The 24689-nt window shown below is 51.8% G+C and carries 21 protein-coding genes and 1 pseudogene; 6 read left to right on the top strand and 16 right to left on the bottom strand.

The window, feature by feature from the left end; all coding sequences use genetic code 11:
* Nucleotides 1–61: 61 nt before the first annotated feature.
* The 3 genes and pseudogenes from rpsI to zapE form a co-directional block, all read right to left on the bottom strand.
* The gene (gene rpsI / locus C1P89_RS22450) at nucleotides 62–454 is read right to left on the bottom strand and encodes a 30S ribosomal protein S9 (protein ID WP_000829812.1); all 393 of its coding nucleotides are present in this window, start codon (nucleotides 452–454) and stop codon (nucleotides 62–64) included.
* Between the two features lie 15 nt (nucleotides 455–469).
* Nucleotides 470–898, bottom strand: a complete 429-nt coding sequence (gene rplM, locus C1P89_RS22445) for a 50S ribosomal protein L13 (RefSeq protein ID WP_005140285.1) — start codon at nucleotides 896–898, stop codon at nucleotides 470–472.
* Between the two features lie 218 nt (nucleotides 899–1116).
* A pseudogene (gene zapE, locus C1P89_RS22440) lies at nucleotides 1117–2243 on the bottom strand (cell division protein ZapE).
* A gap of 193 nt (nucleotides 2244–2436) precedes the next feature.
* Between zapE and zapG the strand changes: the two are divergent.
* The 3 genes from zapG (at nucleotide 2437) to degS (ending at nucleotide 5513) form a co-directional block, all read left to right on the top strand.
* Nucleotides 2437–2835 (top strand): Z-ring associated protein ZapG, encoded by a 399-nt coding sequence (zapG, locus tag C1P89_RS22435; RefSeq protein WP_001295270.1) that lies wholly within the window; start codon nucleotides 2437–2439, stop codon nucleotides 2833–2835.
* A gap of 153 nt (nucleotides 2836–2988) precedes the next feature.
* Nucleotides 2989–4356, top strand: coding sequence for a serine endoprotease DegQ (gene degQ / locus C1P89_RS22430; protein WP_005143681.1), 1368 nt, complete (start codon nucleotides 2989–2991; stop codon nucleotides 4354–4356).
* A gap of 89 nt (nucleotides 4357–4445) precedes the next feature.
* Entirely contained in the window at nucleotides 4446–5513 is a 1068-nt protein-coding gene (gene degS, locus C1P89_RS22425) for an outer membrane-stress sensor serine endopeptidase DegS (RefSeq protein ID WP_000497723.1), read from the top strand.
* 50 nt (nucleotides 5514–5563) lie between these two features.
* Here the strand turns inward: degS and C1P89_RS22420 are convergent, their stop codons facing one another.
* Nucleotides 5564–6910 carry an IS4-like element IS4 family transposase gene (locus C1P89_RS22420; protein ID WP_000483769.1) on the bottom strand — a complete coding sequence of 449 codons (1347 nt, stop codon included), beginning with the start codon at nucleotides 6908–6910 and terminating at the stop codon, nucleotides 5564–5566.
* Nucleotides 6911–7013: 103 nt separating this feature from the next.
* Nucleotides 7014–7952, bottom strand: a complete 939-nt coding sequence (mdh, locus tag C1P89_RS22415; RefSeq protein ID WP_001295272.1) for a malate dehydrogenase — start codon at nucleotides 7950–7952, stop codon at nucleotides 7014–7016.
* A 434-nt stretch (nucleotides 7953–8386) separates the two neighbouring features.
* Here mdh and argR point away from each other — a divergent pair, with 434 nt between their 5' ends.
* Together argR and yhcN are read left to right on the top strand one after the other, a co-directional pair.
* Nucleotides 8387–8857 (top strand): transcriptional regulator ArgR, encoded by a 471-nt coding sequence (gene argR / locus C1P89_RS22410; protein ID WP_001257846.1) that lies wholly within the window; start codon nucleotides 8387–8389, stop codon nucleotides 8855–8857.
* A 364-nt stretch (nucleotides 8858–9221) separates the two neighbouring features.
* Nucleotides 9222–9485: a peroxide/acid stress response protein YhcN gene (yhcN, locus tag C1P89_RS22405; protein WP_005140291.1), complete on the top strand. Its 264-nt coding sequence runs from the start codon at nucleotides 9222–9224 to the stop codon at nucleotides 9483–9485.
* A 55-nt stretch (nucleotides 9486–9540) separates the two neighbouring features.
* On the opposite strand, the gene C1P89_RS22400 is transcribed toward yhcN, so the two are convergent.
* The 4 genes from C1P89_RS22400 to aaeX form a co-directional block, all read right to left on the bottom strand.
* The gene (locus C1P89_RS22400; protein WP_001029013.1) at nucleotides 9541–9813 is read right to left on the bottom strand and encodes a barstar family protein; all 273 of its coding nucleotides are present in this window, start codon (nucleotides 9811–9813) and stop codon (nucleotides 9541–9543) included.
* 91 nt (nucleotides 9814–9904) lie between these two features.
* On the bottom strand, nucleotides 9905–11872 hold the full coding sequence (gene aaeB, locus C1P89_RS22395) for a p-hydroxybenzoic acid efflux pump subunit AaeB (protein ID WP_000510948.1): 1968 nt from the start codon (nucleotides 11870–11872) through the stop codon (nucleotides 9905–9907).
* Nucleotides 11873–11877: 5 nt separating this feature from the next.
* Nucleotides 11878–12810, bottom strand: a complete 933-nt coding sequence (gene aaeA, locus C1P89_RS22390) for a p-hydroxybenzoic acid efflux pump subunit AaeA (protein WP_000854018.1) — start codon at nucleotides 12808–12810, stop codon at nucleotides 11878–11880.
* Between the two features lie 7 nt (nucleotides 12811–12817).
* Complete coding sequence (gene aaeX, locus C1P89_RS22385) at nucleotides 12818–13021, bottom strand: p-hydroxybenzoic acid efflux pump operon protein AaeX (RefSeq protein ID WP_000051841.1); 204 nt, start codon at nucleotides 13019–13021, stop codon at nucleotides 12818–12820.
* A 182-nt stretch (nucleotides 13022–13203) separates the two neighbouring features.
* Between aaeX and aaeR the strand changes: the two genes are divergently transcribed.
* A complete protein-coding gene (gene aaeR, locus C1P89_RS22380) occupies nucleotides 13204–14133 on the top strand; it encodes an HTH-type transcriptional activator AaeR (protein ID WP_000440317.1) in 930 nt (309 codons plus the stop codon).
* A 127-nt stretch (nucleotides 14134–14260) separates the two neighbouring features.
* Here aaeR and tldD read toward each other — a convergent pair whose 3' ends face one another.
* From tldD to mreB, 7 genes are all read right to left on the bottom strand, one after another.
* A complete protein-coding gene (tldD, locus tag C1P89_RS22375) occupies nucleotides 14261–15706 on the bottom strand; it encodes a metalloprotease TldD (RefSeq protein WP_000055945.1) in 1446 nt (481 codons plus the stop codon).
* A 155-nt stretch (nucleotides 15707–15861) separates the two neighbouring features.
* Complete coding sequence (gene yhdP / locus C1P89_RS22370) at nucleotides 15862–19662, bottom strand: AsmA2 domain-containing protein YhdP (protein WP_001253597.1); 3801 nt, start codon at nucleotides 19660–19662, stop codon at nucleotides 15862–15864.
* A gap of 67 nt (nucleotides 19663–19729) precedes the next feature.
* Complete coding sequence (gene rng / locus C1P89_RS22365) at nucleotides 19730–21199, bottom strand: ribonuclease G (protein WP_000123197.1); 1470 nt, start codon at nucleotides 21197–21199, stop codon at nucleotides 19730–19732.
* On the bottom strand, nucleotides 21189–21782 hold the full coding sequence (gene yhdE / locus C1P89_RS22360; RefSeq protein WP_000203096.1) for a nucleoside triphosphate pyrophosphatase YhdE: 594 nt from the start codon (nucleotides 21780–21782) through the stop codon (nucleotides 21189–21191). The genes rng and yhdE overlap by 11 nt, the downstream gene beginning before the upstream one ends.
* Nucleotides 21783–21790: 8 nt before the next feature.
* Complete coding sequence (gene mreD / locus C1P89_RS22355; protein ID WP_000179409.1) at nucleotides 21791–22279, bottom strand: rod shape-determining protein MreD; 489 nt, start codon at nucleotides 22277–22279, stop codon at nucleotides 21791–21793.
* Entirely contained in the window at nucleotides 22279–23382 is a 1104-nt protein-coding gene (gene mreC / locus C1P89_RS22350) for a rod shape-determining protein MreC (RefSeq protein ID WP_000802516.1), read from the bottom strand. The genes mreD and mreC overlap by 1 nt, the downstream gene beginning before the upstream one ends.
* Nucleotides 23383–23447: 65 nt before the next feature.
* Entirely contained in the window at nucleotides 23448–24491 is a 1044-nt protein-coding gene (gene mreB, locus C1P89_RS22345) for a rod shape-determining protein MreB (RefSeq protein WP_000913396.1), read from the bottom strand.
* Nucleotides 24492–24689: the final 198 nt, after the last annotated feature.

Genomic DNA, 24689 nt, shown 5'->3' with positions numbered 1-24689 from the left:
ATAAAAAAACCCGCCGAAGCGGGTTTTTTCGTAAATTGTTTTCTGCCGGAGCAGAAGCCAATTAACGTTTGGAGAACTGCGGACGACGACGTGCTTTACGCAGACCGACTTTCTTACGTTCAACCTGACGAGCGTCACGAGTAACGAAGCCAGCTTTACGCAGTTCAGAACGCAGGGACTCGTCGTATTCCATCAGAGCGCGGGTGATACCGTGACGGATCGCACCAGCCTGACCAGAGATACCACCACCTTTAACGGTGATGTACAGGTCCAGTTTCTCAACCATGTCGACCAGTTCCAGCGGCTGACGAACTACCATGCGGGCAGTTTCACGACCGAAGTACTGTTCCAGAGAACGTTGGTTGATTACGATTTTACCGTTGCCCGGTTTGATGAAAACGCGAGCTGCGGAATTTTTGCGGCGACCAGTGCCGTAGTATTGATTTTCAGCCATTGCCTATAATCCCGATTAGATGTCAAGAACTTGCGGTTGCTGTGCCGCGTGGTTGTGCTCGTTACCCGCGTAAACTTTCAGTTTACGGAACATAGCACGACCCAGCGGGCCTTTTGGCAACATGCCTTTAACCGCGATTTCAATCACACGCTCAGGACGGCGAGCAATCATCTCTTCAAAGCTCACTTGTTTGATACCACCGATGTGGCCGGTGTGGTGATAGTACACTTTGTCAGTACGCTTGTTGCCGGTTACAGCAACTTTGTCAGCGTTCAGAACGATGATGTAATCACCGGTATCTACGTGCGGAGTGTATTCCGCTTTGTGCTTACCGCGTAGGCGACGAGCCAGTTCAGTAGCCAGACGGCCCAGAGTTTTACCGGTCGCGTCAACAACATACCAGTCGCGTTTTACGGTTTCTGGTTTAGCTGTAAAAGTTTTCATTAAAAGCTTACCCAATAAATAGTTACACGTTGGTGAACACCCAAACGTCTTCAATTGTTGAGGTTCACACGACAAAGTCCGGCAAACCTACCCCTTCGAATAGCCTATGCCAGCACACAAAAAGTTTTGGGAAAAAAACTTTCTTGTAACGTGGGGTCGCAGGATTATAGAGAAGTCGGGGTCAAAGATCGACCCCTTTTTGTGATTTGTGACAGGTTTTAACCCGCCAAATGCTCGCGCTTCAGATACTCTTCGCTTTGCATCTCTTGCAGACGTGACAGGCAACGCTGGAACTCAAACTTCAGCCGATCGCCCTGATAAATTTCATACAGCGGCACTTCTGCACTCACCACTAATTTGACATGGCGCTCGTAAAACTCATCCACCAGCGCAATAAAGCGCCGCGCTTCGCTCTCCATCAACCGCGTCATAACTGGTACATCAAACAACATGACCGTATGAAAGAGACGTGAGAGCGCAATATAGTCATGCTGACTGCGGGCGTCGACGCACAGCGTAGTAAAAGAGACCGCCAGCGTCTGGTTCTCGACGCCCATTGTCGCTAATGGCCGATGGTTGATTTCTAACGTCGGTGAATTTTCTCGTTTCCCCCCGCCAGCGCCAACCATAGTTTATCCATTTGCGCCCGGGTTTCATCGTGGAGTGGCGAAAGCCACAGATGCGCCTGAGTGAGTGTACGCAGTCGATAATCAACACCAGCGTCCACGTTCATTACATCACAATGCTGTTTAATGGCATCGATTGCAGGCAGAAAACGCGCACGTTGCAAGCCATTTCGATAAAGTTCGTCCGGCGGAATATTTGACGTCGCTACCAGGGTAATACCGCGGGCGAACAAGGCTTTCATCAGACCGCCAAGTAGCATGGCATCGGTAATATCAGAAACAAAAAATTCGTCAAAACAGAGCACGTCAGTTTCGGCTTTAAAGCGATCGGCAATAATTTCCAGCGGATCGGTCTGCCCCTGTAAGGCAGTTAGCTCTTCATGCACCCGCAGCATAAAACGGTGAAAGTGCAGGCGCTGTTTCCGCTCTCCCGGCAGGCTTTGATAGAAAAGGTCCATCAGCCAGGTTTTCCCGCGTCCTACACCGCCCCACATATATAAGCCACGCACTGGCGTATGCTTTGTGTCTTCGCGTTTACCCCACAGCTTACCGACCCGCGCCATTAGCCCACTCGTCCTGGGGGCTGGTGGCGTGCTATTGATGAGTTCCTGATAAATAATTTCCAGGCGGCTGACGGCCTCTTTTTGAACGTCGTCGGGTTGATGGCTGCCTTCATTGAGCGCCTTCAGGTATTGCGATGTTGGGGTAACGCTTTGCATGATCTTATTGTTATTCCTTGAATAATCGGTGCGCCGTTGTTCACGGTTGACGAAAAAAAGGCCGTTCTACACTACGCGATATGCAGTCGGGATTCCACTTCTGTGGAATTAACGGTTATAGTGGCATAATCAGCCGCAGGCATGGAGCCTGAAGCCAACACCCTACGGAAACAAAAGACAACGGGAGATGTTCATGACCTGGGAATATGCGCTAATTGGGTTAGTCGTCGGCATCATTATTGGTGCTGTGGCCATGCGTTTTGGTAATCGTAAACTACGCCAGCAACAGGCGTTGCAGTACGAACTGGAAAAGAATAAAGCTGAACTGGACGAGTATCGCGAAGAGCTGGTTAGCCACTTTGCCCGCAGCGCGGAATTACTGGATACCATGGCGCACGACTATCGCCAGCTGTATCAGCACATGGCGAAAAGCTCCAGCAGCCTGCTGCCGGAACTGTCTGCTGAAGCAAACCCGTTCCGTAATCGTCTGGCAGAGTCTGAAGCCAGCAACGATCAGGCACCGGTGCAGATGCCTCGCGACTATTCTGAAGGCGCATCCGGCCTGCTGCGTACTGGCGCGAAGCGCGACTAATTTATTTTTCGGGCGCAGCCATTGCGCCCTCCTCTTCTCTCCCTCCCCGACTATCATTTAATCTGGTGTCTCATTGTTAGCCGTCTGAAAATTCAATAACATCAAACTGTTTTGAATCTCTTTTCTTATCATTCAGGTACGAGAGCAGGAATAATGAAAAAACAACCCCAGCTGTTGAGTGCATTAGCGTTAAGTGTCGGGTTAACTCTCTCGGCGTCATTTCAGGCCGTCGCGTCGATTCCAGGCCAGGTTGCCGATCAGGCCCCTCTCCCCAGTCTGGCTCCAATGCTGGAAAAAGTGCTTCCGGCAGTGGTGAGCGTACGGGTGGAAGGAACGGCCAGTCAGGGACAGAAAATCCCGGAAGAATTCAAAAAGTTTTTTGGTGATGATTTACCGGAGCAACCTGCACAACCCTTCGAAGGTTTAGGCTCCGGTGTCATCATCAACGCCAGTAAAGGCTATGTGCTGACCAACAACCATGTGATTAATCAGGCACAGAAAATCAGTATTCAGCTCAATGATGGGCGCGAGTTTGATGCAAAACTGATTGGTAGCGATGACCAGAGCGATATCGCCCTGTTACAAATTCAAAACCCGAGCAAATTAACGCAAATCGCTATTGCCGACTCCGATAAATTGCGCGTCGGTGATTTTGCCGTAGCGGTCGGTAACCCATTTGGCCTTGGGCAAACCGCCACCTCTGGCATTGTTTCCGCATTAGGACGCAGCGGGTTGAATCTTGAAGGTCTGGAAAACTTTATCCAGACAGATGCTTCCATTAACCGCGGTAACTCCGGCGGTGCACTGTTAAACCTTAACGGTGAGTTAATTGGCATCAACACTGCAATCCTTGCGCCTGGCGGCGGGAGCGTCGGGATTGGATTTGCCATCCCCAGTAATATGGCGCGAACACTGGCGCAGCAGCTTATCGACTTTGGTGAAATCAAACGCGGTTTGTTAGGCATCAAAGGCACCGAGATGAGTGCCGATATCGCCAAAGCCTTCAACCTTGACGTGCAGCGTGGCGCGTTTGTCAGCGAAGTGTTGCCAGGTTCTGGCTCGGCGAAAGCGGGCGTCAAAGCGGGCGATATTATTACCAGCCTCAACGGCAAACCGCTGAATAGCTTTGCTGAGTTGCGCTCTCGTATCGCGACCACCGAGCCGGGCACAAAAGTGAAACTTGGCCTGCTGCGTAACGGCAAACCACTGGAAGTAGAAGTGACGCTCGATACCAGCACCTCTTCGTCGGCCAGCGCTGAAATGATCGCGCCAGCGCTGGAAGGTGCAACGTTGAGCGATGGTCAGCTAAAAGATGGCGGCAAAGGTATTAAGATCGATGAAGTTGTCAAAGGAAGCCCAGCTGCTCAGGCTGGCTTGCAAAAAGACGATGTGATCATTGGCGTCAACCGCGATCGGGTGAACTCGATTGCTGAAATGCGTAAAGTGCTGGCGGCAAAATCGGCCATCATCGCCCTGCAAATTGTACGCGGCAATGAAAGCATCTATCTGCTGATGCGTTAATGTCGTAAACCGGGCATCAGGCTTACGTGTGATGTCCGGTTAACTCGTGGTATGCTGCTGCCGTTCCCTTTTTTAATGACGCCTCCATCATGTTTGTGAAGCTCTTACGTTCCGTTGCGATTGGATTAATTGTCGGCGCTATTCTGCTGGTTGCCATGCCTTCGCTGCGCAGCCTTAACCCGCTTTCCACTCCGCAATTTGACAGTACCGATGAGACGCCTGCCAGCTATAATCTGGCGGTTCGCCGCGCCGCGCCAGCGGTGGTTAACGTTTACAACCGTGGTTTGAACACCAACTCTCACAACCAGCTTGAGATCCGCACCCTGGGATCCGGTGTAATCATGGATCAACGCGGTTATATCATCACCAATAAACACGTCATCAACGACGCCGATCAGATCATCGTCGCCTTACAGGATGGTCGTGTATTTGAAGCATTGCTGGTGGGATCTGACTCTCTAACCGATCTGGCGGTACTTAAAATTAATGCCACTGGCGGTTTACCTACCATTCCAATCAATGCACGTCGCGTACCGCATATTGGCGACGTGGTACTGGCGATCGGTAACCCGTACAACCTCGGGCAGACCATTACCCAGGGGATTATTAGTGCCACGGGTCGAATTGGTCTGAACCCGACCGGGCGGCAAAACTTCCTGCAAACCGATGCTTCCATTAACCACGGTAACTCTGGCGGCGCGCTGGTGAACTCGCTGGGCGAACTGATGGGCATTAACACGCTGTCGTTTGATAAGAGTAACGATGGCGAAACGCCGGAAGGTATCGGCTTTGCGATTCCTTTCCAGTTAGCAACCAAAATTATGGATAAGCTGATCCGCGATGGTCGCGTGATCCGCGGCTACATTGGCATTGGCGGACGTGAGATCGCACCGCTGCACGCACAGGGCGGTGGTATAGATCAACTGCAAGGGATCGTGGTTAATGAAGTGTCACCTGACGGCCCGGCGGCGAATGCGGGTATTCAGGTCAACGATCTGATTATTTCGGTGGATAACAAACCGGCCATCTCTGCTCTGGAGACGATGGATCAGGTGGCGGAAATTCGCCCTGGTTCGGTGATCCCGGTTGTAGTGATGCGTGATGATAAGCAGTTAACGCTGCAGGTCACCATTCAGGAATATCCGGCAACCAATTAAGTCGAGTGCTCAAAACAAAAAACCGGAGTCTGTGCTCTAATGCCAGTCAGTTAAGCAACTGACTGGCTCTTTTTCGGGGCTGTGGGGTATTTCCAGGGCCTCTCCTTTACCACTCTCGGGAAGGCCCTTTCCCTTCTCGTCGGTAATTTCACAAGTTGTCCCATACTTGCAAGATCGCGCATCAGCTCCGGTATACGTCCCGGTGAAGCGCCCTGCAATGTCATCAGCATTCTCATCACCATTCCGCATGATTCTGAGAAACTCAGTTGATTCGGCCAGTAACCTTTCAGATGTTCCGCCATTTTAATCATCTGATATCTCACCAGATTATAAGCCAGTAAGACACCCCACAGCTCTTGCTCCACAAGCTCCGGCTTTTTACTTCTCAGCGTCAGCCTGCTCAGTTGCATCGTCTGTTTTATCTCCCTGTATCCCAGTTCGATTTCCCAGCGATGACTGTACAGATCCGCCATTTCTCCTCCGGGGAAGCGCATGGCGTCCGTCATCGACGTCAGCAGATGGCAGACTTTTCCTTTGCGCGTCACGGTCAGCAGGCGGGCTGTCACTTCATTTCCCAGTCCCGGCCACTTTTTTCGTGCCTGCGGGCTGGTTTTCAGCTTCACCAGATGATCGCCTTTACCCAGTTTTCTGAGCTCTTCATATTGCGCTCCCTTTCTGAGAGGTATCATCCAGTGGCGGTGTTCTCCCGCCAGGCTCCAGGCATTTAACAGTCCCAGTGAGTAATAACCTTTATCCATTAACGTCAGAGTGTTATCGCCGGTTTGTTCTATAAGTTGCTCAGCAAGCTCATTTTCGCTGTTCTTCATCGTGCCGAAGGCTGCAGCCGTCAGCAGATGGCTGGTCAGTTCCATCTGGCAGACCATTTTGACCTGCGGGTAGAGCGCCGGGTTCCCGGCATGTGTCTGGCGGGGGAAGGCTGCATCGTTCTCTGGTGTATCCGGTGTGCGCCAGAACACACCATCGATGGCCAGCAGGGTCAGGCCGCACCAGTGCGGATGCGGCGTGGCGTTATGCCAGAGCTGCGCTGTTTTCGTGAACACGCGGCGGACAGCCTCACTTCCCAGGCGCTGGCGGGCCTGAATAACGGCACTGGGGGCAACGAAGGGGCGATTGCCCGGCAGCATGATGTCCAGGCGATTCACAATCTGGTGAAGAGGTTCTTTACGCTCAAGCGCCATGCCAACAATACACCAGACCATCATTTCGAGGGGAAGACGGCGCTTGCGTAGCGTTACAGTACCTGATTCGGCAAGGCAACGAGAGATGAGTTCGGGGTCGAGGTAATCCCCCAGAGAAGTCAGTGGGTTACGCAGAGAATCGTAACGGGATACCAGATCAAGAGCCTGTCCAATGTGCATAAAAAAATCCGGAAACAAGTGAGCGTTTCCGGATTCTTACACAGCCACTGGATCGGTCAACTGATCCTTAACTGATCGGCATTAGAGTCTGTGCTCCGGTTTTTTATTATTCGCTAATCAATTACTTATTAACGAACTCTTCGCCCAAGGCGATATCTTTCTTGAGTGTATCCAGCATACCTTCCAGCGCGTTCTGTTCAAATGCGCTCAGGGTACCGATAGATTTACGCTCTTCCACGCCGTTTTTACCCAGCAGCAGCGGTTGAGAGAAGAAACGGGCGTACTGACCATCGCCTTCAACGTAGGCACATTCGACAACGCCTTGTTCGCCCTGCAGTGCACGAACCAGAGACAGACCAAAACGTGCAGCTGCCTGGCCCATAGACAGGGTTGCAGACCCGCCACCGGCTTTCGCTTCAACCACTTCAGTACCCGCGTTCTGGATGCGTTTGGTCAGATCAGCCACTTCCTGCTCGGTAAAACTAACGCCAGGAACCTGTGACAGCAGCGGCAGAATGGTAACACCAGAGTGACCGCCAATAACCGGCACTTCAACTTCGCCTGGCTGTTTGCCTTTCAGTTCCGCAACAAAAGTGTTGGAACGAATGATGTCCAGCGTGGTAACGCCGAACAGTTTGTTTTTGTCATAAACACCGGCTTTTTTCAGCACTTCAGCAGCAATCGCAACTGTGGTGTTAACCGGGTTAGTGATAATACCAATGCACGCTTTCGGGCAGGTTTTCGCAACTTGCTGTACCAGGTTTTTCACGATGCCGGCGTTAACGTTAAACAGGTCGGAACGATCCATACCCGGTTTACGCGCTACACCTGCAGAGATAAGAACGACATCTGCGCCTTCCAGCGCCGGAGTCGCATCTTCACCAGAAAAACCTTTGATTTTCACAGCAGTAGGGATATGGCTCAGATCGACAGCCACACCGGGAGTCACTGGAGCGATATCATACAGAGAGAGTTCTGAACCTGAAGGCAGTTGGGTTTTTAACAGTAGTGCAAGCGCCTGGCCAATACCGCCAGCAGCGCCGAGGACTGCGACTTTCATCCTAAACTCCTTATTATATTGATAAACTAAGATATGTTGCTCCGCTGCCGCGACCTTAATCCACAAAATTGCCGTTTACAATGACCACATCTCAAGAATGTGTAGTCACGCAAGTTTAGCGTTTATGCATTTAATTGCCGTAATCAGGAACCTAACTTACGTAATTAACAGTCGCTTATGCATTAGCGCAACATTCCAACAGGTGGTGACAATATACCCTACCGTTCAGCCAAAACAACATCAATTTGATAACAATTAATTTACTTTTAAACAGAATTTGCATGCCGTGACGCAGGCATGTTTCTCAATAACGAAATTTGATAAAATCCCGCTCTTTCATAACATTATTTCAGCCTTCTTCAGGGCTGACTGTTTGCATAAAAATTCATCTGTATGCACAATAATGTTGTATCAACCACCATATCGGGTGACTTATGCGAAGCTCGGCTAAGCAAGAAGAACTAGTTAAAGCATTTAAAGCATTACTTAAAGAAGAGAAATTTAGCTCCCAGGGCGAAATCGTCGCCGCGTTGCAGGAGCAAGGCTTTGACAATATTAATCAGTCTAAAGTCTCGCGGATGTTGACCAAGTTTGGTGCTGTACGTACACGCAATGCCAAAATGGAAATGGTTTACTGCCTGCCAGCTGAACTGGGTGTACCAACCACCTCCAGTCCATTGAAGAATCTGGTGCTGGATATCGACTACAACGATGCAGTTGTCGTGATTCATACCAGCCCTGGCGCGGCGCAGTTAATTGCTCGCCTGCTGGACTCACTGGGCAAAGCAGAAGGTATTCTGGGCACCATCGCTGGCGATGACACCATCTTTACCACCCCTGCTAACGGTTTCACCGTCAAAGACCTGTACGAAGCGATTTTAGAGCTGTTCGACCAGGAGCTTTAATCTCTGCCCCGTCGCTTCTGGCGGCGGGGAAAATGTTGCTTATTCCTCTCAACCCCCTGCTTTCCCCTGCGATTAATTTAACGAATAGTGCGTTTTACCGCGACATATCATTCACACAATGAATACATACGGTAAAAAAAGCACATTATGTAAAATTCATTATCTAATTGAAAATACTAGAATTAACAATAAATAACCGTGTTTTTAATTCTTTTTTGTTATTAAAATTCACATTTTTAACACTTAGTATCAACTGAAATAGTTAGCGTGGTATTAATTAGTTCAATAATTAGTGTATGCTTGATTTTGTGATATGGGTCACGAAACAAAGGCCCAGCTAAAAGATTATGTCGAGGTAAAAATCATGAAAATCAAAACCACTGTAGCTGCATTAAGCGTACTTTCTGTTCTCTCTTTCGGTGCATTCGCTGCCGACTCCATTGATACTGCACAAGCACAAAATCGTGAAGCAATCGGGACCGTATCCGTAAGTGGTGTGGCGTCTTCGCCAATGGATATGCGTGAAATGCTGAACAAAAAAGCGGAAGAGAAAGGCGCAACGGCCTACCAGATTACTGAAGCTCGTAGCGGTGACACCTGGCACGCTACGGCTGAACTGTACAAATAAACCCTCATCGTCTTGTCCGACGATATTGCCCCCGGTTCGGGGGCTTTTTTTTGCGCTAATGACGAACATTAAAACGCAAATGCCCTTCCAGCTCTTCCTCTGCCTCATCAAACAGCAATATTAACGCGCCAAAACGGCGACGCGTTTTCTCTCCCAGATGAACAAATTCAATCTCAAGTGGTAGCGGCAGGACATCGTTCATTAACACATCCCATAGTGAGTCGAGATCGCGTACCTTATCTTTAGCCAGACCAAAGGTTTGGCTAAAGTCACGATAAAAATCCTCCTGACTCTCAATCTCATCAAAATCAAAGGTATAAATATTCATCTGTTGCCACCGTCACGTTTCGCGGCGAGTTCTGCCGTGCATCGCTAAGTATAGCCATGAAAAAACCGACGCTTTTGGCGTCGGTTTTGACTTAACTATCGGTCAACGCATGTTGATACTTATGGAGCATCCCCGCCAGCCGATGAACCGGTTCCGTCACCTGCGGTGGCGCTTGCCAGATGCGTAGCTTTTCCTGGTAGATTTCCAGTTCTTCCAGCAACTGGCCAAAGTACCGACGACGTTTATCATCGCTACGGGCAGATATCACATGGTCTGCTGTGCGGCGCATTTGTCGGTGAAACGCCGATAAATCCTCGTTAACCGGGATCGGCGCATCACGCAGGCGCTGGTGCGCGATAATCATCGTCAGCGCCAGGCGAAATTTCGGCAAATCCCCTGGGAACTTATTCATCAGCAAAAACAGCTGCTGATAAAGTGCCGGGAGGTGGTTCTCTTTACGACGTGCCACATTGGTAGTCATCGCGGAAACAGCGGCAAAAACAAACTGATTAAGCAGTACACGTCCAGTCCTGTCGCGCGATTTATCCCGCACCAGCAAAATAACGGTGAACGCGAGCACACAGCCGACGATTTGCCCTAATGCGCTGTCGAGAAACTGACTGAAATGGAAAGTCATCGGGTTATCCAGCACGATAATATTTATGGTGCTGGCCAGTGCCCCCATCGAGCCCAGTCGCCGTTTCTGTACTTCTATACCGAGGAAGAATCCCAGCACTGCCAGGCTAATACACAGCAGCAACATGCTCTGTTGGGTATTAGGGATAATCACCAAAAAGTAGAGCAGCCCTAACGGCAGCGCGGCCAGCGTCCCATAGATAAAGTCGATCGCCACCATGCGTGGATTCGGCAAACGCATTGCCAGTGACGTCACGACCGCAATCATCACCATTGCACCACTGCCGGAAGTCCAGCCCGTCCACAGCCAGAAAAGCGTGCCCAGAATGCAGGAAAGTGTGGTTCGCCAGAAGTTAACCATTGCATGATGACGTTCGGCTGACTCTACTTTTACTTCCGGTTCGCCTTGCAGGATCTCTTCTTCGGTGGCGTTGATTTTTGTGTTACTGATAACGCCGCGCTTGAGAAGCTGATAACGCGTTGCCGCCGCGACCCAGCTATAAATGGTGACAGGCGTTTCCCGTTCCCCGGTCCAGGCGATAACTCTCCGCAGGCGTTTGAGCTGCTTGTGGACGTCCTGCGCGGTTTCTACCGGCGTGTCAAAAAATTCGCGGAAAGTATCAGTGATCAATTCCGGGCGCGTATTCTGAATAAGATAAGTTTCGCAGGATTGGGTAATCAGCGTCAGCGATAGCGTATTGATCGCTTTTAAACGTCGATTGGCCCGCGCCCAGCGGGAAGATTCCATATTCAGGTTGCTGCGCATGCCTTGTAGTGCCGTGGTGCGTCGCACCAGGTCGCCCCAGGCTTTATCGACAACTTCACCATCGCCATGCTTGATACAGAGTTGCATTAATTGATATTGCGCGACCAGCAAACTTTCCAGCTCTCGATCTACTTCTTGTTTGATCGATCGCGGAGAAAAGAGCAAATCCGCCATAATCGCACACACAATACCGATAACGATCTCGCTACAACGTTCGACGGCAAACTGCGGCGTAAGCAATGGTTCCGGCTGAATGGTGATCACAATGATCAGCGCGGTATAACCGGCCAGCCCCCACGCGTACGAGTTTTCTATTCGTACCAGCGAGGATATCCAGGTACAAAAACCGGCCCAGATACAGCACACCAGAATCATCAATAATGGTGCGCGGATCATCGCAATGATGATCACCAGTCCGGCAATACAGCCAATAAATGTGCCGATGATGCGCAAAAAGCCACGATAGCGAATAGCGCCAGAATACGGTTCACCTCCCGCAGCAAAGGCCGGACCGGCGGCAACAATCGCCGCTGTCAGTACCGCCCAGCGTGGCGTTTCCAGCTGGAAGTGAAAGCCAACAAACAGCGCCAGTACAATGGCGGTCGCCAGTTTTACCGCAAAGCGAATATGTTGGTTAGCAATGGAGAAAATACCCATCGTGATTAACCAAACTCACGCAGGCGATGGGCCATTTTACGGAAGAACGAATCCTGGCTTTCGTCGCGATCTTGTTTGCCAGTGACCACCACTGTAGCAGTGGTGCCCGCAGGCCAGATGTTCTCTTGCTGGTTGTCGAGACGAATACGAACCGGAACACGTTGCGCAAGACGCACCCATTCAAGATTAGAGTCTATAGTCGCCATCCCTTTGTCGTCACGCGTGCTGCTGGCGTTGGTGACCCCTGCGGCAACACTATCAACAGTCCCTTTCAGCACTTTGTTACTGCCAAGCGGCGTGATCTCTGCACGATACCCCGGACGCCCCCCTTCCAGCTTAGTTTCTTCCATATAGGCCAGTACATAGAAGGAGTTCTGTTTCACCAGCGCAACCGCCGTTGATCCTCGAGTAATAAACTCACCGGTATAGACGTTGAGGTTGGTCACCCAGCCATCTGCTGGCGCGCGGATCACCGTGCGTTCAAGATCCAGTTTTGCCAGATCGCGGGTCGCCTGCGCTTTCGCTAACTGATGCAGAACCGTTTGTAGTACGTTGTTGGCCTGGTCGATCTCTTCGCGAGACATCGCCTGCACACCGAGACGGTTACGACGTCCGGCCTCCTGGCGTTTCTCCTGTGCCAGTACCTGATAATAAGCAACATCGGCTTGCGCTTCCTCAAGCGCCTTTTGATAGCGCGGCTGGTCGATGGTGAACAGTATCTGTCCTTTTTTCACCAGCTGGTTATCATGAACATTCACCTGGGTAATGAGTCCAGAAACGTCCGGCGCGATCGCAACGACGTCAGCGCTAAAGCGCGCGTCACGCGTCCAGGGGGATTCGGTGTAATAGACCCAGGCATTAAAAATTGCGATGAAGGCTAGAATGACTAATACGACCGTGATGGCCGTACGGGAGAATTTTCTTATTAGTGTTTTCACTTCAACCTCAAACGAACAGTCGCGATATCAAATAAAACAAGCAGCAATAGAGCGCGGTGTTGAACAACGCCGGATGCCAGACAAAGTCGTAGATACCTGTTGGCACAAGTACCCGGCGCACCAGCCAGAAAATCGCCAGTGATAAAAGCAATTCAAAAAATATCGGTGGGAAGGACAGTCCAAACACCACGATAACGGGAAACAGACTCATGTTGACCTTGGTTGTAAAGAGAGAGCAGGCGTTATTATTTTCAGCATCTGTCGCCGCAGAGAAGGGCATGGAAAGCCGGGCGAGAGCAACATTGCTGTAGATTGATATTTAATATATTAGCGTAACTGTTATGCTGTTATCTATATTATGTGATCTAAATCACTTTTAAGTCAGAGTGAATAATGGAACGACTAAAACGCATGTCGGTGTTTGCCAAAGTAGTTGAATTTGGCTCTTTTACCGCCGCCGCCAGACAGCTACAGATGAGCGTTTCGTCCATCAGTCAGACGGTGTCAAAACTGGAAGATGAGTTGCAGGTAAAGCTGTTAAACCGTAGCACACGCAGCATTGGCCTGACCGAAGCCGGCAGAATTTACTACCAGGGCTGCCGTCGGATGCTTCATGAAGTGCAGGATGTTCATGAGCAACTGTATGCCTTCAATAACACCCCCATCGGGACGCTGCGCATTGGCTGTTCTTCAACTATGGCACAAAATGTTCTCGCCGGGCTGACAGCAAAAATGCTGAAAGAATACCCAGGTTTGAGCGTCAATCTGGTTACCGGAATTCCAGCCCCCGACCTGATTGCCGACGGTCTGGATGTGGTGATCCGCGTCGGCGCGTTGCAGGATTCCAGCCTGTTTTCCCGCCGTCTGGGCGCGATGCCGATGGTGGTGTGCGCCGCGAAAAGCTATCTCACACAATACGGCATACCGGAAAAACCCGCCGATTTGAGTAGTCATTCATGGCTTGAATACAGCGTGCGGCCCGACAATGAATTTGAACTGATCGCACCGGAAGGGATCTCGACTCGCCTGATCCCACAAGGAAGATTTGTGACTAATGATCCGATGACGCTGGTGCGCTGGCTGACGGCGGGTGCCGGGATCGCCTACGTGCCGCTGATGTGGGTGATCAACGAGATCAATCGCGGTGAGCTGGAGATCCTGCTGCCGCGTTATCAGTCAGATCCACGCCCGGTTTATGCGTTATATACCGAAAAAGATAAGCTGCCGCTGAAGGTACAGGTCGTGATCAACTCGCTGACGGATTATTTTGTTGAGGTCGGTAAATTGTTTCAGGAGATGCACGGGCGCGGGAAAGAGAAGTAATTCATATTGTACTGTTACGTTCTACAAACCTGTGCCAACGGGTTCCCCTCACCCTAACCCCAGAGGAGCGAGGGGACCGTTCGTGCACGTAGAAAGATTAATTATCCTTCTGAAAATAATGAAATTATTACGCAGTACCGCCAACAGTCAGGTTATCAACTTTCAGCGTTGGCTGGCCCACGCCAACCGGCAAACTTTGCCCTTCTTTACCGCAGACACCCACGCCGTTATCCAGTTTCAGGTCGTTGCCAACCATCGAAATCTGCTGCATGGTTTCGATACCGGAACCAATCAACGTTGCGCCTTTCACCGGCTTCGTTACTTTACCGTTTTCAATCAGATATGCTTCTGAAGTGGAGAAAACGAATTTGCCGGAGGTGATATCCACCTGACCGCCACCAAAGTTCGGTGCATAGATACCGTACTCAACGGATTCAATAATTTCCTGCGGGGTCGATTTACCCGGCAGCATATAGGTGTTAGTCATACGCGGCATGGGCAGATGGGCGTAGGATTCACGGCGACCGTTGCCAGTCGGCGTCATCCCCATCAAACGCGCGTTGAGTTTATCCTGCATGTAGCCTTTCAGAATGCCGTTCTCAATCAGCACGTTGTACTGGCCTGGCGTACCTTCGTCATCAATCGCCACCGAACCACGGCGATCGACCATCGTGCCGTCATCAACCACGGTACACAGTTCTGAAGCCACCAGCTCCCCGACCTGCCCACTAAATACTGAAGTGCCGCGGCGGTTGAAGTCGCCTTCCAGACCGTGACCTACCGCTTCATGCAACAGCACGCCCGGCCAACCTGCGCCAAGTACTACCGGCATGGTGCCCGCTGGTGCAGCAACGGCAGAAAGATTGACCAGCGCCATACGCACTGCTTCTTTTGCCCATGCATCCGCACGGACTTCGCCGTCAAGATCGGCAAGGAAGAACTCATAACCAAAACGACCGCCGCCGCCACTGGCACCGCGTTCGCGTTTGCCATCTTCTTCGACCAGAACGCTCACGGAAAGACGCACCAGCGGACGGACATCCGCCGCTAGCGTGCCGTCGGTGGCCGCAACCAGAATTAATTCATAGACACCACTGAGGCTGGCAGTCACTTCCTGTACGCGCTTGTCCGCTTCGCGAGCAACCTTATCGACGCGACGCAGGATATCCAGCTTCTCTTCACGGCTCATGCTTTGCAGCGGATCTACCGAGGTATACAACGGGCTATGCTCTACCGCGCCCAGCGTCTGTACTTTGCCATCACCACTATCACGGACGATGGTGCGCGCCGCTTGCGCACTCTGTTCCAGCGCCAGCAGGCTGATTTGGTCAGCGTAAGCAAATCCGGTTTTTTCACCGCTGATTGCACGCACGCCAACGCCCTGATCGATGTTGTAAGAACCATCTTTAATAATGCGGTCTTCTAAAACCCAGGATTCGTGATAGCTCGACTGAAAATAGAGATCGCCATAATCAAGGCGACGTTCGGCCAGTTGACCGAGGATCGCGAACAAGTCCTGATGTTTCAGGCTGTTCGCCGCTAGCAATTGTTCACTTACCAGGTTCAGACTCATCGTTTTTGCTACTCGTTAGTTACTGCAGTAGAGGATTTTTTACGGCTGCCGGATGCGGCATGAACGCCCTATCCGGCCTACGGTTATGTTCTGGCTCGTTGGCCTTTGGCAACGATTATCATATGAGATTGGGGCAATTACGCGCCCTCGTCAAATCATTGCGCTTTTTCTTTACGCGGTTGGCGCAACACTTCGTTGATTTGCGGATCGTCCAGCGGACCCGAAATGTGATAGCGCAAAATGGAGACTTTGCTCCACAGCGGCCCCAGCACTTTACTAGCGGCAAAAACTGCCGCGCCAACAATGGGGTTAACCGCAAAAGCCGCAGCCACGCCCACCGTCGCAGAAATCTCTGGTGCGACAACCGCTTCCATATTCAGGTCGCGACGTACCAGATTTACCGACCCTTTCATGGCGATATCCGCCTCCAGGCCATCCACCAGCGTGTCGTCGGTGTGCATAACCCCGTCTTTAATCCACGCGGTGCTGCGAATGGAGTCAAAATAGAACCCTTCGCCAAAAGTGTCTCTGAAATCAAAACGCAGCTTACGCATCAGGGCATCTACGCTCAATAAGCGCAGCAATTGCCCGGCATGTCCGGTATTGATTTCGGTAATTTCGCCTTTACCCAGTTGAGTATGAATGATGCCATTCAACGTCGCTTCATCTGGCTGCCAGGGTGCTTTGCGCCAGTGTAAATCGTAATCCACATTAAATGACGACTGGCGTATGGGCGTCGTGACACCAAAAAATTCTGCGGCGGCATCAATTTTCTGCCCGCGCAGTTTTCCTTTCAGCGAGGTACGTTCATTCCCCGGATTATTAACCCATTCACCATCGGCAGTAAGCCGCGAGAAACCAGTATCAATCAGTCCATTGGTCAGCGTTAACGTATCGCCAGAAATGGTGATATCACTGTCAATGCGACCGAATTTTTGCCCCCAGAACCAGCACTCTGTGCATCGTATTTGTGCGTCCGGCCAGCCACGGAAGTTAATGCGCTCCGTTGTCGGGAAAGGTGATGACGGCGTTGAATCACCACGAGTTTTCGCCACGCTCGGGTTGTAATAAAGATATTTGATATTCGCCAGCCACGGCGCGTTATTACGCATCGCTAGCGTGGCGTTGATTTCACGCCCTTGCGCCTCAACCAGGGTGCCATTTGCCGTCGGTTGCGAAACAATACTCAGGTTATTCCATTGCTGATTTCCCAGTGACAACATAGGCGTACGTAACGTTATGTATTGTGGGAAACTCGCTGCACCACCGACACTCTCCGCAGCGCCTTTCTGGAACAGGGCCAGCCACTCGGCACCATTCATCGGCGGCATATTGAGTTCAACGCCACTTTGTTCCGGCAACGGCGGGAGCGTTTTACTGTCTGCCGCCCAAATAGCACGATCGAGCGTCAGCTTTTGACCAAGCAACCAGCGGCTATTGAAATGGTTATCCGCACCAGCCTGTCCGGTTAATTCAAAGCTGTTGAGATTGCCATCAACCTTAACGTTTACCGCTAGTGGTTCACCCGCAGGTTTGGCTAACGGTGAAGGTAAGTGACTACTCACATTATTCAGATCGCCGTTCAGCTCTACGTTATAGGTCGCGCCAGCATGATAAGGCAGATCAATGCCCACTTTACCATCCCACGCCACGCTGCCACTCAATGCTTCGTTCACCGCTTCAGGCAGAACGCCGGTTTTCGCCGGTTGCCAGTTACCGTTGAGATTCACCGCAACCTGGTAGGCTTTTGCCCCTTCTTTGGTGGAAAAATCCACGTTCAACGGCTGATTAAACCAGCTTGCTGTCAGTGGTTCACTTTGCAGATCGCCATTGATAAAGCTGAATTTACCGCTCAAATTTTTCAGGGTGCTGTCGAGTGGTTTGATAAACAGACTGTTATTACGCAGCGTCACTTCACCTTTCGCGGTTACCAGCTCGCCGTTCAGCGGGATATCAAGATGTAAGCGAGCATTCACATCGCCGTCGAGCTGGAGTTCTTGCAGGGTCGCACCCAGAGAATCTTTCAGCGGTGTCTCATCAAAGTAAGGGCCAACGGCTTTACCCGGACCTTTAATGTCAGCGTCAATCAGCAGTTTTTCTTTCGAGTAGTCAGGGATCACTGCGGTGAGATTACTCGCGCGCACGCCGCCCAGATTAACGCCATCGGTTTTCATCCATAAACCGTCGTTAATAAAGTCCAGTTCAATATCAAGGTTAGTTAATGCAGGCCAGTCCGGCTGGAAGGCAAACTTCGCGTTGCGCAGCGGCACCAGCACTTCAAACTGACCTTCGTTGTGTTTATAGGGGAAGAGTTGCGGATTGCCACCATAAACCAGCGTCGCGTTATCCGCTTCACCGCCCTGAATCGCGCCACTTAAGTAATCAACCAGGTCTTTACCCATCAAGTTTTCCGGGAAATAGTGCCAGGCTTGTGAACCATCATCGGTACTGATGCCAGCCAGAATACCCAGCCAGGGTTCATCGTTAGCAGGTTGCAGGTAACGAAAACCGCCGCGCGCATGGACGGCTTTGGCTTTAACGTCAATATTACGCCCATCCAGCTGGAAACCTTTGTCATTGTTCAGCCAGCTTATAGTTGCCTGGCCGTCGGCGATTTCCAGTGGCGCACGGAATACCGTTTCGTAAGGCATCTTTGCCTGCTTCATCGACGCGGTAAGCAAACCATTTTCAACGCTGCCGGAAAGCGTCCCGGAGAAGTGTTCCGCACCCGGTAATAATTTCCATTGCTTCCAGGCCAGATCGCTCCACGATGCCTGAAAACGGGTCTTGTCTGCCGCCTGAAGCGGGATATCCAGCGCCAGAGTGTTAATCTTGCCGCTCGGTTGTGTGGAGCGCCAAACATCACCCAGTGCAGGTGAAAGTTTCGCGGCCAGCGGGCGTATGCCCTCCAGGCCTGCCAGCTCCAGATTACTGGCGCGAATCCGGAGTTCGTCACTGCGTTTATTGTCTTTGCCGCCAACGTCCTGTTCCGGTATCCAGGCCAGCGTCAATGCTCCGCTCGGCCAGGGTTTGCCGTCCATCGTGATCCGTGTATCGGGAATAGAGAACTGCCAGCCCGGATTTTCACGCGTAATATGCGCGGTCAGATTATCCACCGACAGCGTATGCGTTTGCTTCTCGCCCAACCAGCTGGCACCGCCCTGTTTCAGCCAGACGTCACCGCCGGTTACATCGCCTTTGTCGATCGTCATCCAGCCTTCAAGGGAGAACTGTGCCGTTTCCAGAGCAATATTGTCCTGCATCCATTTACCGAGCCACGGCTTCAGGTCGATGTCATCCGCCTGTAGCCAGACGCGACCATTGCTTAACAACCCCTCATCATCGCGCAAATCCATGCGCACCTGCATCACGCCGTGCTGTCCGGTAAGGCTGGAGAGGCTTACCAGGCCTTCCGCACGGTGTCGACGTGGATCGTTCAGCCAGGTGAGTTGTGGGATCGCCAGCTCGGCACGCTGACCGGATGGCGTCAGGAAACTGACTTCACTGTCGCGGAGATCGAAATGGTCAAATTGACGAAGAAACAGATCGCTGATGTGACTGGCTTCCAGACTGTCATCGCTACCACCGCTGGTGATAGGAGTGTTGGTGCGAAAGCGCAGCTGCCAGAAAGTGAGGTCGCGAAACTGCCAGCGCATATGTAACAGGCTCTGCCAGACATCCAGCGCCAGAGTAACGCGTTTAACCGAAAATTCGCCGCCATCTTTTAGTTCTGCACGGATGTCGTGTGCTTCAAGCGTCGGGCCAAAATTCTGCCAGCTGGCTGAGAGCTGACTGGCTTCTACCGGCATGCCAGTCGCGGATTCTATTTTGTTGAGGATTTCCGGACGCCAGGCGTCAAGATGCGGTAAAGCAATACGCAGGCCGCTAACCAGCAGGGCAGCGATCACAACGAGCGCGGCTCCAGTAAGCAGTAAAATCCCCGGCAATCGCCTCACCCGTCACTCCTTGTCTGCTAAAAATGTGACTCAAAAACCCTTTGCCGGATGGCGGCCCAGCATCTGTTTACATCATTACGACGTCAAACTGCTCCTGGTTATAGAGCGGTTCAATTTGTACTTTAACCTGTTTGCCAACGAAAATTTCCACTTCCGCCAGCGAGTGTGACTCTTCGCCTTTCAAGGCTTCGGCTACTGCCGGAGAAGCATAGACCAGGAAACGGTCGGAGTCGTAAGCATGGTGGACACGAACAATCTCGCGCATGATTTCATAGCATACCGTTTCCACGGTTTTCACCGTTCCGCGACCGTGGCAGGTTGGGCATTCGTTACACAGTACGTGCTCAATGCTTTCGCGGGTGCGTTTACGCGTCATCTCCACCAGCCCCAGCGCCGAAAAACCATTAACGCTGGTTTTCACCCGGTCTTTGCTCAACGCCTGCTCCAGCGAGTGCAGCACGCGGCGGCGGTGATCTTCATTATTCATATCGATGAAATCAATAATGATAATCCCGCCCAGATTACGCAACCGTAACTGGCGAGCGATAGCCTGCGTCGCTTCAATATTGGTATTGAAAATGGTGTCGTCCAGATTGCGATGACCGACAAACGCTCCGGTATTGATGTCCACGGTGGTCATCGCTTCGGTCTGGTCGATAATGAGATAACCACCGGATTTCAGTTCTACTTTGCGTTCCAGCGCTCGCTGGATTTCGTTTTCGACATCAAAGAGATCGAAAATCGGCTGGCGTCCGGTGTAATGCTCCAGCTTGCTGGTCATCTCGGGAATGTACTCCGAGGTGAACTCAAGTAATGCTTCGTAAGTCAGGCGTGAGTCAACGCGAATGCGGTCCAGTTCGGCGTCGGCGAAATCACGCAGAACACGCTGAGCCAGCGCCAGTTCGCCGTACAGCTGATAACGGGTCTGCGGGCGCTTTTTACGCTCCATAACTTTGGTCCAGACGCGTTTCAGATAAGCGGCATCGGAGGCCAGTTCAGCCTCGCCAACCCCTTCCGCTGCGGTACGGATGATAAACCCGCCCTGCTCGTCGCAATACTCTGCGACCACTTTTTTCAGGCGTTCACGTTCTGATTCGCTTTCAATACGTTGGGAAACCCCAACGTGAGAAGCCCCTGGCATAAAGACCAGATAGCGAGAAGGCAGCGTGATATCGGTGGTCAGGCGCGCACCTTTAGTGCCAAGCGGATCTTTCACCACCTGCACCATCAGATCTTGCCCCTGACGAACCAGTTCCGAGATGTCGCGCACCGTGAATTGCTTTTGTTCTTCACCCGCCACACATTCGGTGTGCGGCATGATATCGGATGCATGAAGAAACGCGGCTTTATCCAGCCCAATATCTACAAAAGCCGCCTGCATACCCGGAAGTACACGACTTACACGACCCTTGTAGATATTGCCTACTATTCCGCGTCGCGCCTCACGTTCAATATGAATTTCCTGCAGAATACCGCCATCAATATACGCCACTCGCGTTTCCGAAGGCGTTACGTTTACTAACAATTCAGCCGTCATGTTTATCCCTTTTCTCACGCAGTGCGTTAAAATTACTTAATAATTCATACGTTTCAACCAGAGGTAAGCCGACTACGGCGTGATAGCTGCCATTTATCTTCCTGACAAAACAGCCACCCAGCCCCTGAATACCGTATGCACCTGCTTTATCTAACGGTTCACCGCTGGCGACATAGCCCGCGATGTCTTCGTCTGTTAACGTTCTGAAAGTCACATCGGTGACCACCAGGCAATCGAGAATGTGCTGGCTGTCGGCCAACGCCACTGCCGTCATCACCTGATGGGTCTGACCCGATAATTTGCGCAACATCTGCGCCGCATGCTCTGCGTCGCGCGGTTTCTCCAGCACTTCTCCATTCAGGATAACGATAGTATCCGCACCCAGCACCGGGAGATCCTGCGCCGTTTGCGCGACACCCGCCTGTGCTTTCTCGCGCGCCAGACGCACAACATACTGCTGCGCGCTCTCCTGCGGCTGACGCTGCTCCTCAATGCCCGTAACAATACGTTCAAAGGTCACACCAAGTTGCGCAAGTAACTCCTGACGACGCGGAGAACCGGAAGCTAAATACAGAGAAGTCATAGAAACCTTTATTGCACTGCAAACTGCTGACGGACTTTACGCATCAGCAAGAAAATCCACGGCCAGAGCACCCCATTGACTACACTACTCCAGAACACTTCCGGTCTGAAAGAGACGTTAATCACTAAAAACTCTGCCCAGAAAACAATAATATCCACCACCAGCGAAAGCAACATGACGACCAGCGCCTGCTGCCATAATGCGAGGTTGCGGAAAAGCTGGTATTTCAGCGCCACCAGGTAAGCAATGATGCTCATCGCCAATACGCGTACGCCAAGCGTCGAGCCGCTGATCAGATCCAGTATGGCACCCATCACAAAACCTGTGCCCACATTTACGCGATGAGGCAAGGCCAGGATCCAATACAACAAGATGAGTAACACCCAGTTTGGCCGGAAAACAATCAGGTTATCCGGCCAGGGCATGATTTGCAGCAACAGCGCAATGAGGAAAGAGAGCCAGATTACCCAACGTCCCTGGCTACGATAGCTCGCCACTATTGCCCTCCCGGCGCACGCGCAGGCGGTTGAGCACCACTTTGCGGCGGCGTAGCCCTTTGTGGAGAGCGATTAGCAGCAGGCTGTGTGGGCGCAGCAGGCGCAGTAGCTGCATTTCCTGTCGTCGGTTGCTGCGGAGTCGGCTGAGCGATCCCCGTTGCCGGTTCAGGTAACTTTGGCCCCATCGCGTCTGGCGAAGGCAATACCTGCGGCATCATCTGCATCAGACGTTCATTAGCAACACGATGCACCTCTTCCGGCGTCATCGGGTTAGCGCCGTTACGATCCGCGCCCCACAGCAGCAGCAGATAACGCAAACGTTGCAGTCCTGCAGTCGGACGCGCCTGAATCACAGTATAAGCGCGCTGGGTATCGAGTTTTACGGAAGAGACAACCGCGACCGGATAGCCTTCCGGGAAACGACCGCCCAGACCGGAGGTCACCAGCACATCACCAACACGAATATCCGTATTCGCTGGCAGATGCTCAAGCTGCAAATCATCCGTACAACCGTTACCGGCTGCAATTACGCGGATATCGTTGCGCAGCACCTGGATTGGCAGCGCGTGGGTCGCATCACAAATCAGCAGCACGCGACTGGTCAGTTTAGCGACGGCCACCACCTGACCAACAACACCTTTGTCGCTGATGACCGGCTGGCCTTCATAAACGCCATTAACGCTACCTTTATCGATAACAACTTGATCGCTATAAGGATCGTTAACCGTGGAGATAACCTGAGTCACCATTTTCTGCTCATCCTGACGCAGCGGGGAACCCAGCAGCTCGCGCAGACGCGCGTTCTCCTGTTTGTATTGTCCAAGCATCAGCAGTTCACTGTTTTTCAGCAACAGTTCCTGACGTAACGCCCGGTTTTCAAGTTCTAGTTGGTCACGCGAGGCCAGCGTCTGCGATACGCCATCCAGCAATTCACGAGGAGCATTGGAAACAAAGTAGAAAGGACTGACGGCGGTATCCATATAAGTACGGATTTGACTGAACGTCCCCAGGCGGCTGTCGGCAATAATAATGCCGAGCGCCACCAGCACCGCCAGAATAAGGCGAATCTGTAGCGACGGGCCACGGCTAAAAATTGGCTTCATAAGTTATGCGTATTCTCGTATCAGACCAGGCAGGGTAAACAGACATTTCCCCTGCCTGCATCCGATTACTCTTCGCTGAACAGGTCGCCGCCGTGCATGTCGATCATTTCCAGCGCTTTGCCGCCACCGCGCGCCACACAGGTCAGCGGGTCTTCAGCAACAACTACTGGAATGCCGGTTTCTTCCATTAACAAACGGTCAAGGTTACGCAGCAGTGCGCCACCACCGGTGAGCACCATGCCGCGCTCGGAGATGTCGGAAGCCAGTTCCGGCGGGCACTGTTCCAGTGCAACCATTACCGCGCTCACAATACCGGTCAGCGGTTCCTGCAGTGCTTCGAGGATTTCGTTGGAGTTCAGGGTAAAACCGCGTGGAACACCTTCTGCCAGGTTACGGCCACGAACTTCGATTTCACGGACTTCATCGCCCGGGTAAGCCGAACCGATTTCGTGCTTGATACGTTCTGCGGTGGCTTCACCGATCAGAGAACCGTAATTACGACGCACATAGTTGATGATAGCTTCGTCGAAACGATCACCACCAATGCGCACGGAAGAGGAGTAAACCACGCCGTTCAAGGAGATAACAGCAACTTCAGTGGTACCACCACCGATATCAACCACCATAGAACCGGTCGCTTCAGAAACCGGCAGGCCAGCACCAATTGCGGCAGCCATCGGTTCTTCAATCAGGAAGACTTCACGGGCACCAGCGCCCTGCGCGGATTCACGAATTGCGCGGCGTTCAACCTGGGTCGCGCCAACCGGTACACAAACCAGAACGCGCGGGCTTGGACGCATAAAGCTGTTGCTGTGCACTTGTTTGATGAAGTGCTGGAGCATTTTTTCAGTCACGAAGAAGTCGGCGATAACGCCGTCTTTCATTGGGCGAATGGCAGCAATATTGCCCGGCGTACGGCCCAGCATCTGCTTCGCGTCATGACCTACTGCAGCTACGCTTTTCGGTGAACCGGCACGATCCTGACGAATGGCCACCACGGAAGGCTCATTCAATACGATGCCTTGTCCTTTTACATAAATGAGGGTATTCGCAGTACCCAGGTCAATGGACAAGTCATTGGAAAACATGCCACGAAATTTTTTCAACATACTAAGGGATAATCCTGAAAGCTGGGGCGGAAAAGAAAATCCGCTTACTTTACCAACCACACGCAGCAGCGACAAGGCGCAAAAATCATCTGCTACGGTGAAAATTAGTGCAGTTCGTTTCCTTTGTTACAAATCTCTGCCTGAGTCCAGAAAGGCTTAATGCATCAGCAGCATTCCTCGCCTGTTTGCAACCGCGTA

This window comes from Shigella sonnei, from assembly GCF_002950395.1.
Classification (GTDB): Bacteria; Pseudomonadota; Gammaproteobacteria; order Enterobacterales; family Enterobacteriaceae; genus ECMA0423.
The sequence above is the reverse complement of the archived record's forward strand: the minus strand, read 5'-3'. Positions and strand labels throughout refer to the sequence as shown.

What these genes read in the sequence shown, in the direction of transcription:
- rpsI (WP_000829812.1), bottom strand. Translation starts at nt 454, where the DNA reads ATGGCTGAAAATCAATACTACGGCACTGGTCGCCGCAAAAATTCCGCA.
- rplM (WP_005140285.1), bottom strand. Translation starts at nt 898, where the DNA reads ATGAAAACTTTTACAGCTAAACCAGAAACCGTAAAACGCGACTGGTAT.
- zapG (WP_001295270.1), top strand. Translation starts at nt 2,437, where the DNA reads ATGACCTGGGAATATGCGCTAATTGGGTTAGTCGTCGGCATCATTATT.
- degQ (WP_005143681.1), top strand. Translation starts at nt 2,989, where the DNA reads ATGAAAAAACAACCCCAGCTGTTGAGTGCATTAGCGTTAAGTGTCGGG.
- degS (WP_000497723.1), top strand. Translation starts at nt 4,446, where the DNA reads ATGTTTGTGAAGCTCTTACGTTCCGTTGCGATTGGATTAATTGTCGGC.
- mdh (WP_001295272.1), bottom strand. Translation starts at nt 7,952, where the DNA reads ATGAAAGTCGCAGTCCTCGGCGCTGCTGGCGGTATTGGCCAGGCGCTT.
- argR (WP_001257846.1), top strand. Translation starts at nt 8,387, where the DNA reads ATGCGAAGCTCGGCTAAGCAAGAAGAACTAGTTAAAGCATTTAAAGCA.
- yhcN (WP_005140291.1), top strand. Translation starts at nt 9,222, where the DNA reads ATGAAAATCAAAACCACTGTAGCTGCATTAAGCGTACTTTCTGTTCTC.
- C1P89_RS22400 (WP_001029013.1), bottom strand. Translation starts at nt 9,813, where the DNA reads ATGAATATTTATACCTTTGATTTTGATGAGATTGAGAGTCAGGAGGAT.
- aaeB (WP_000510948.1), bottom strand. Translation starts at nt 11,872, where the DNA reads ATGGGTATTTTCTCCATTGCTAACCAACATATTCGCTTTGCGGTAAAA.
- aaeX (WP_000051841.1), bottom strand. Translation starts at nt 13,021, where the DNA reads ATGAGTCTGTTTCCCGTTATCGTGGTGTTTGGACTGTCCTTCCCACCG.
- aaeR (WP_000440317.1), top strand. Translation starts at nt 13,204, where the DNA reads ATGGAACGACTAAAACGCATGTCGGTGTTTGCCAAAGTAGTTGAATTT.
- tldD (WP_000055945.1), bottom strand. Translation starts at nt 15,706, where the DNA reads ATGAGTCTGAACCTGGTAAGTGAACAATTGCTAGCGGCGAACAGCCTG.
- rng (WP_000123197.1), bottom strand. Translation starts at nt 21,199, where the DNA reads ATGACGGCTGAATTGTTAGTAAACGTAACGCCTTCGGAAACGCGAGTG.
- yhdE (WP_000203096.1), bottom strand. Translation starts at nt 21,782, where the DNA reads ATGACTTCTCTGTATTTAGCTTCCGGTTCTCCGCGTCGTCAGGAGTTA.
- mreC (WP_000802516.1), bottom strand. Translation starts at nt 23,382, where the DNA reads ATGAAGCCAATTTTTAGCCGTGGCCCGTCGCTACAGATTCGCCTTATT.
- mreB (WP_000913396.1), bottom strand. Translation starts at nt 24,491, where the DNA reads ATGTTGAAAAAATTTCGTGGCATGTTTTCCAATGACTTGTCCATTGAC.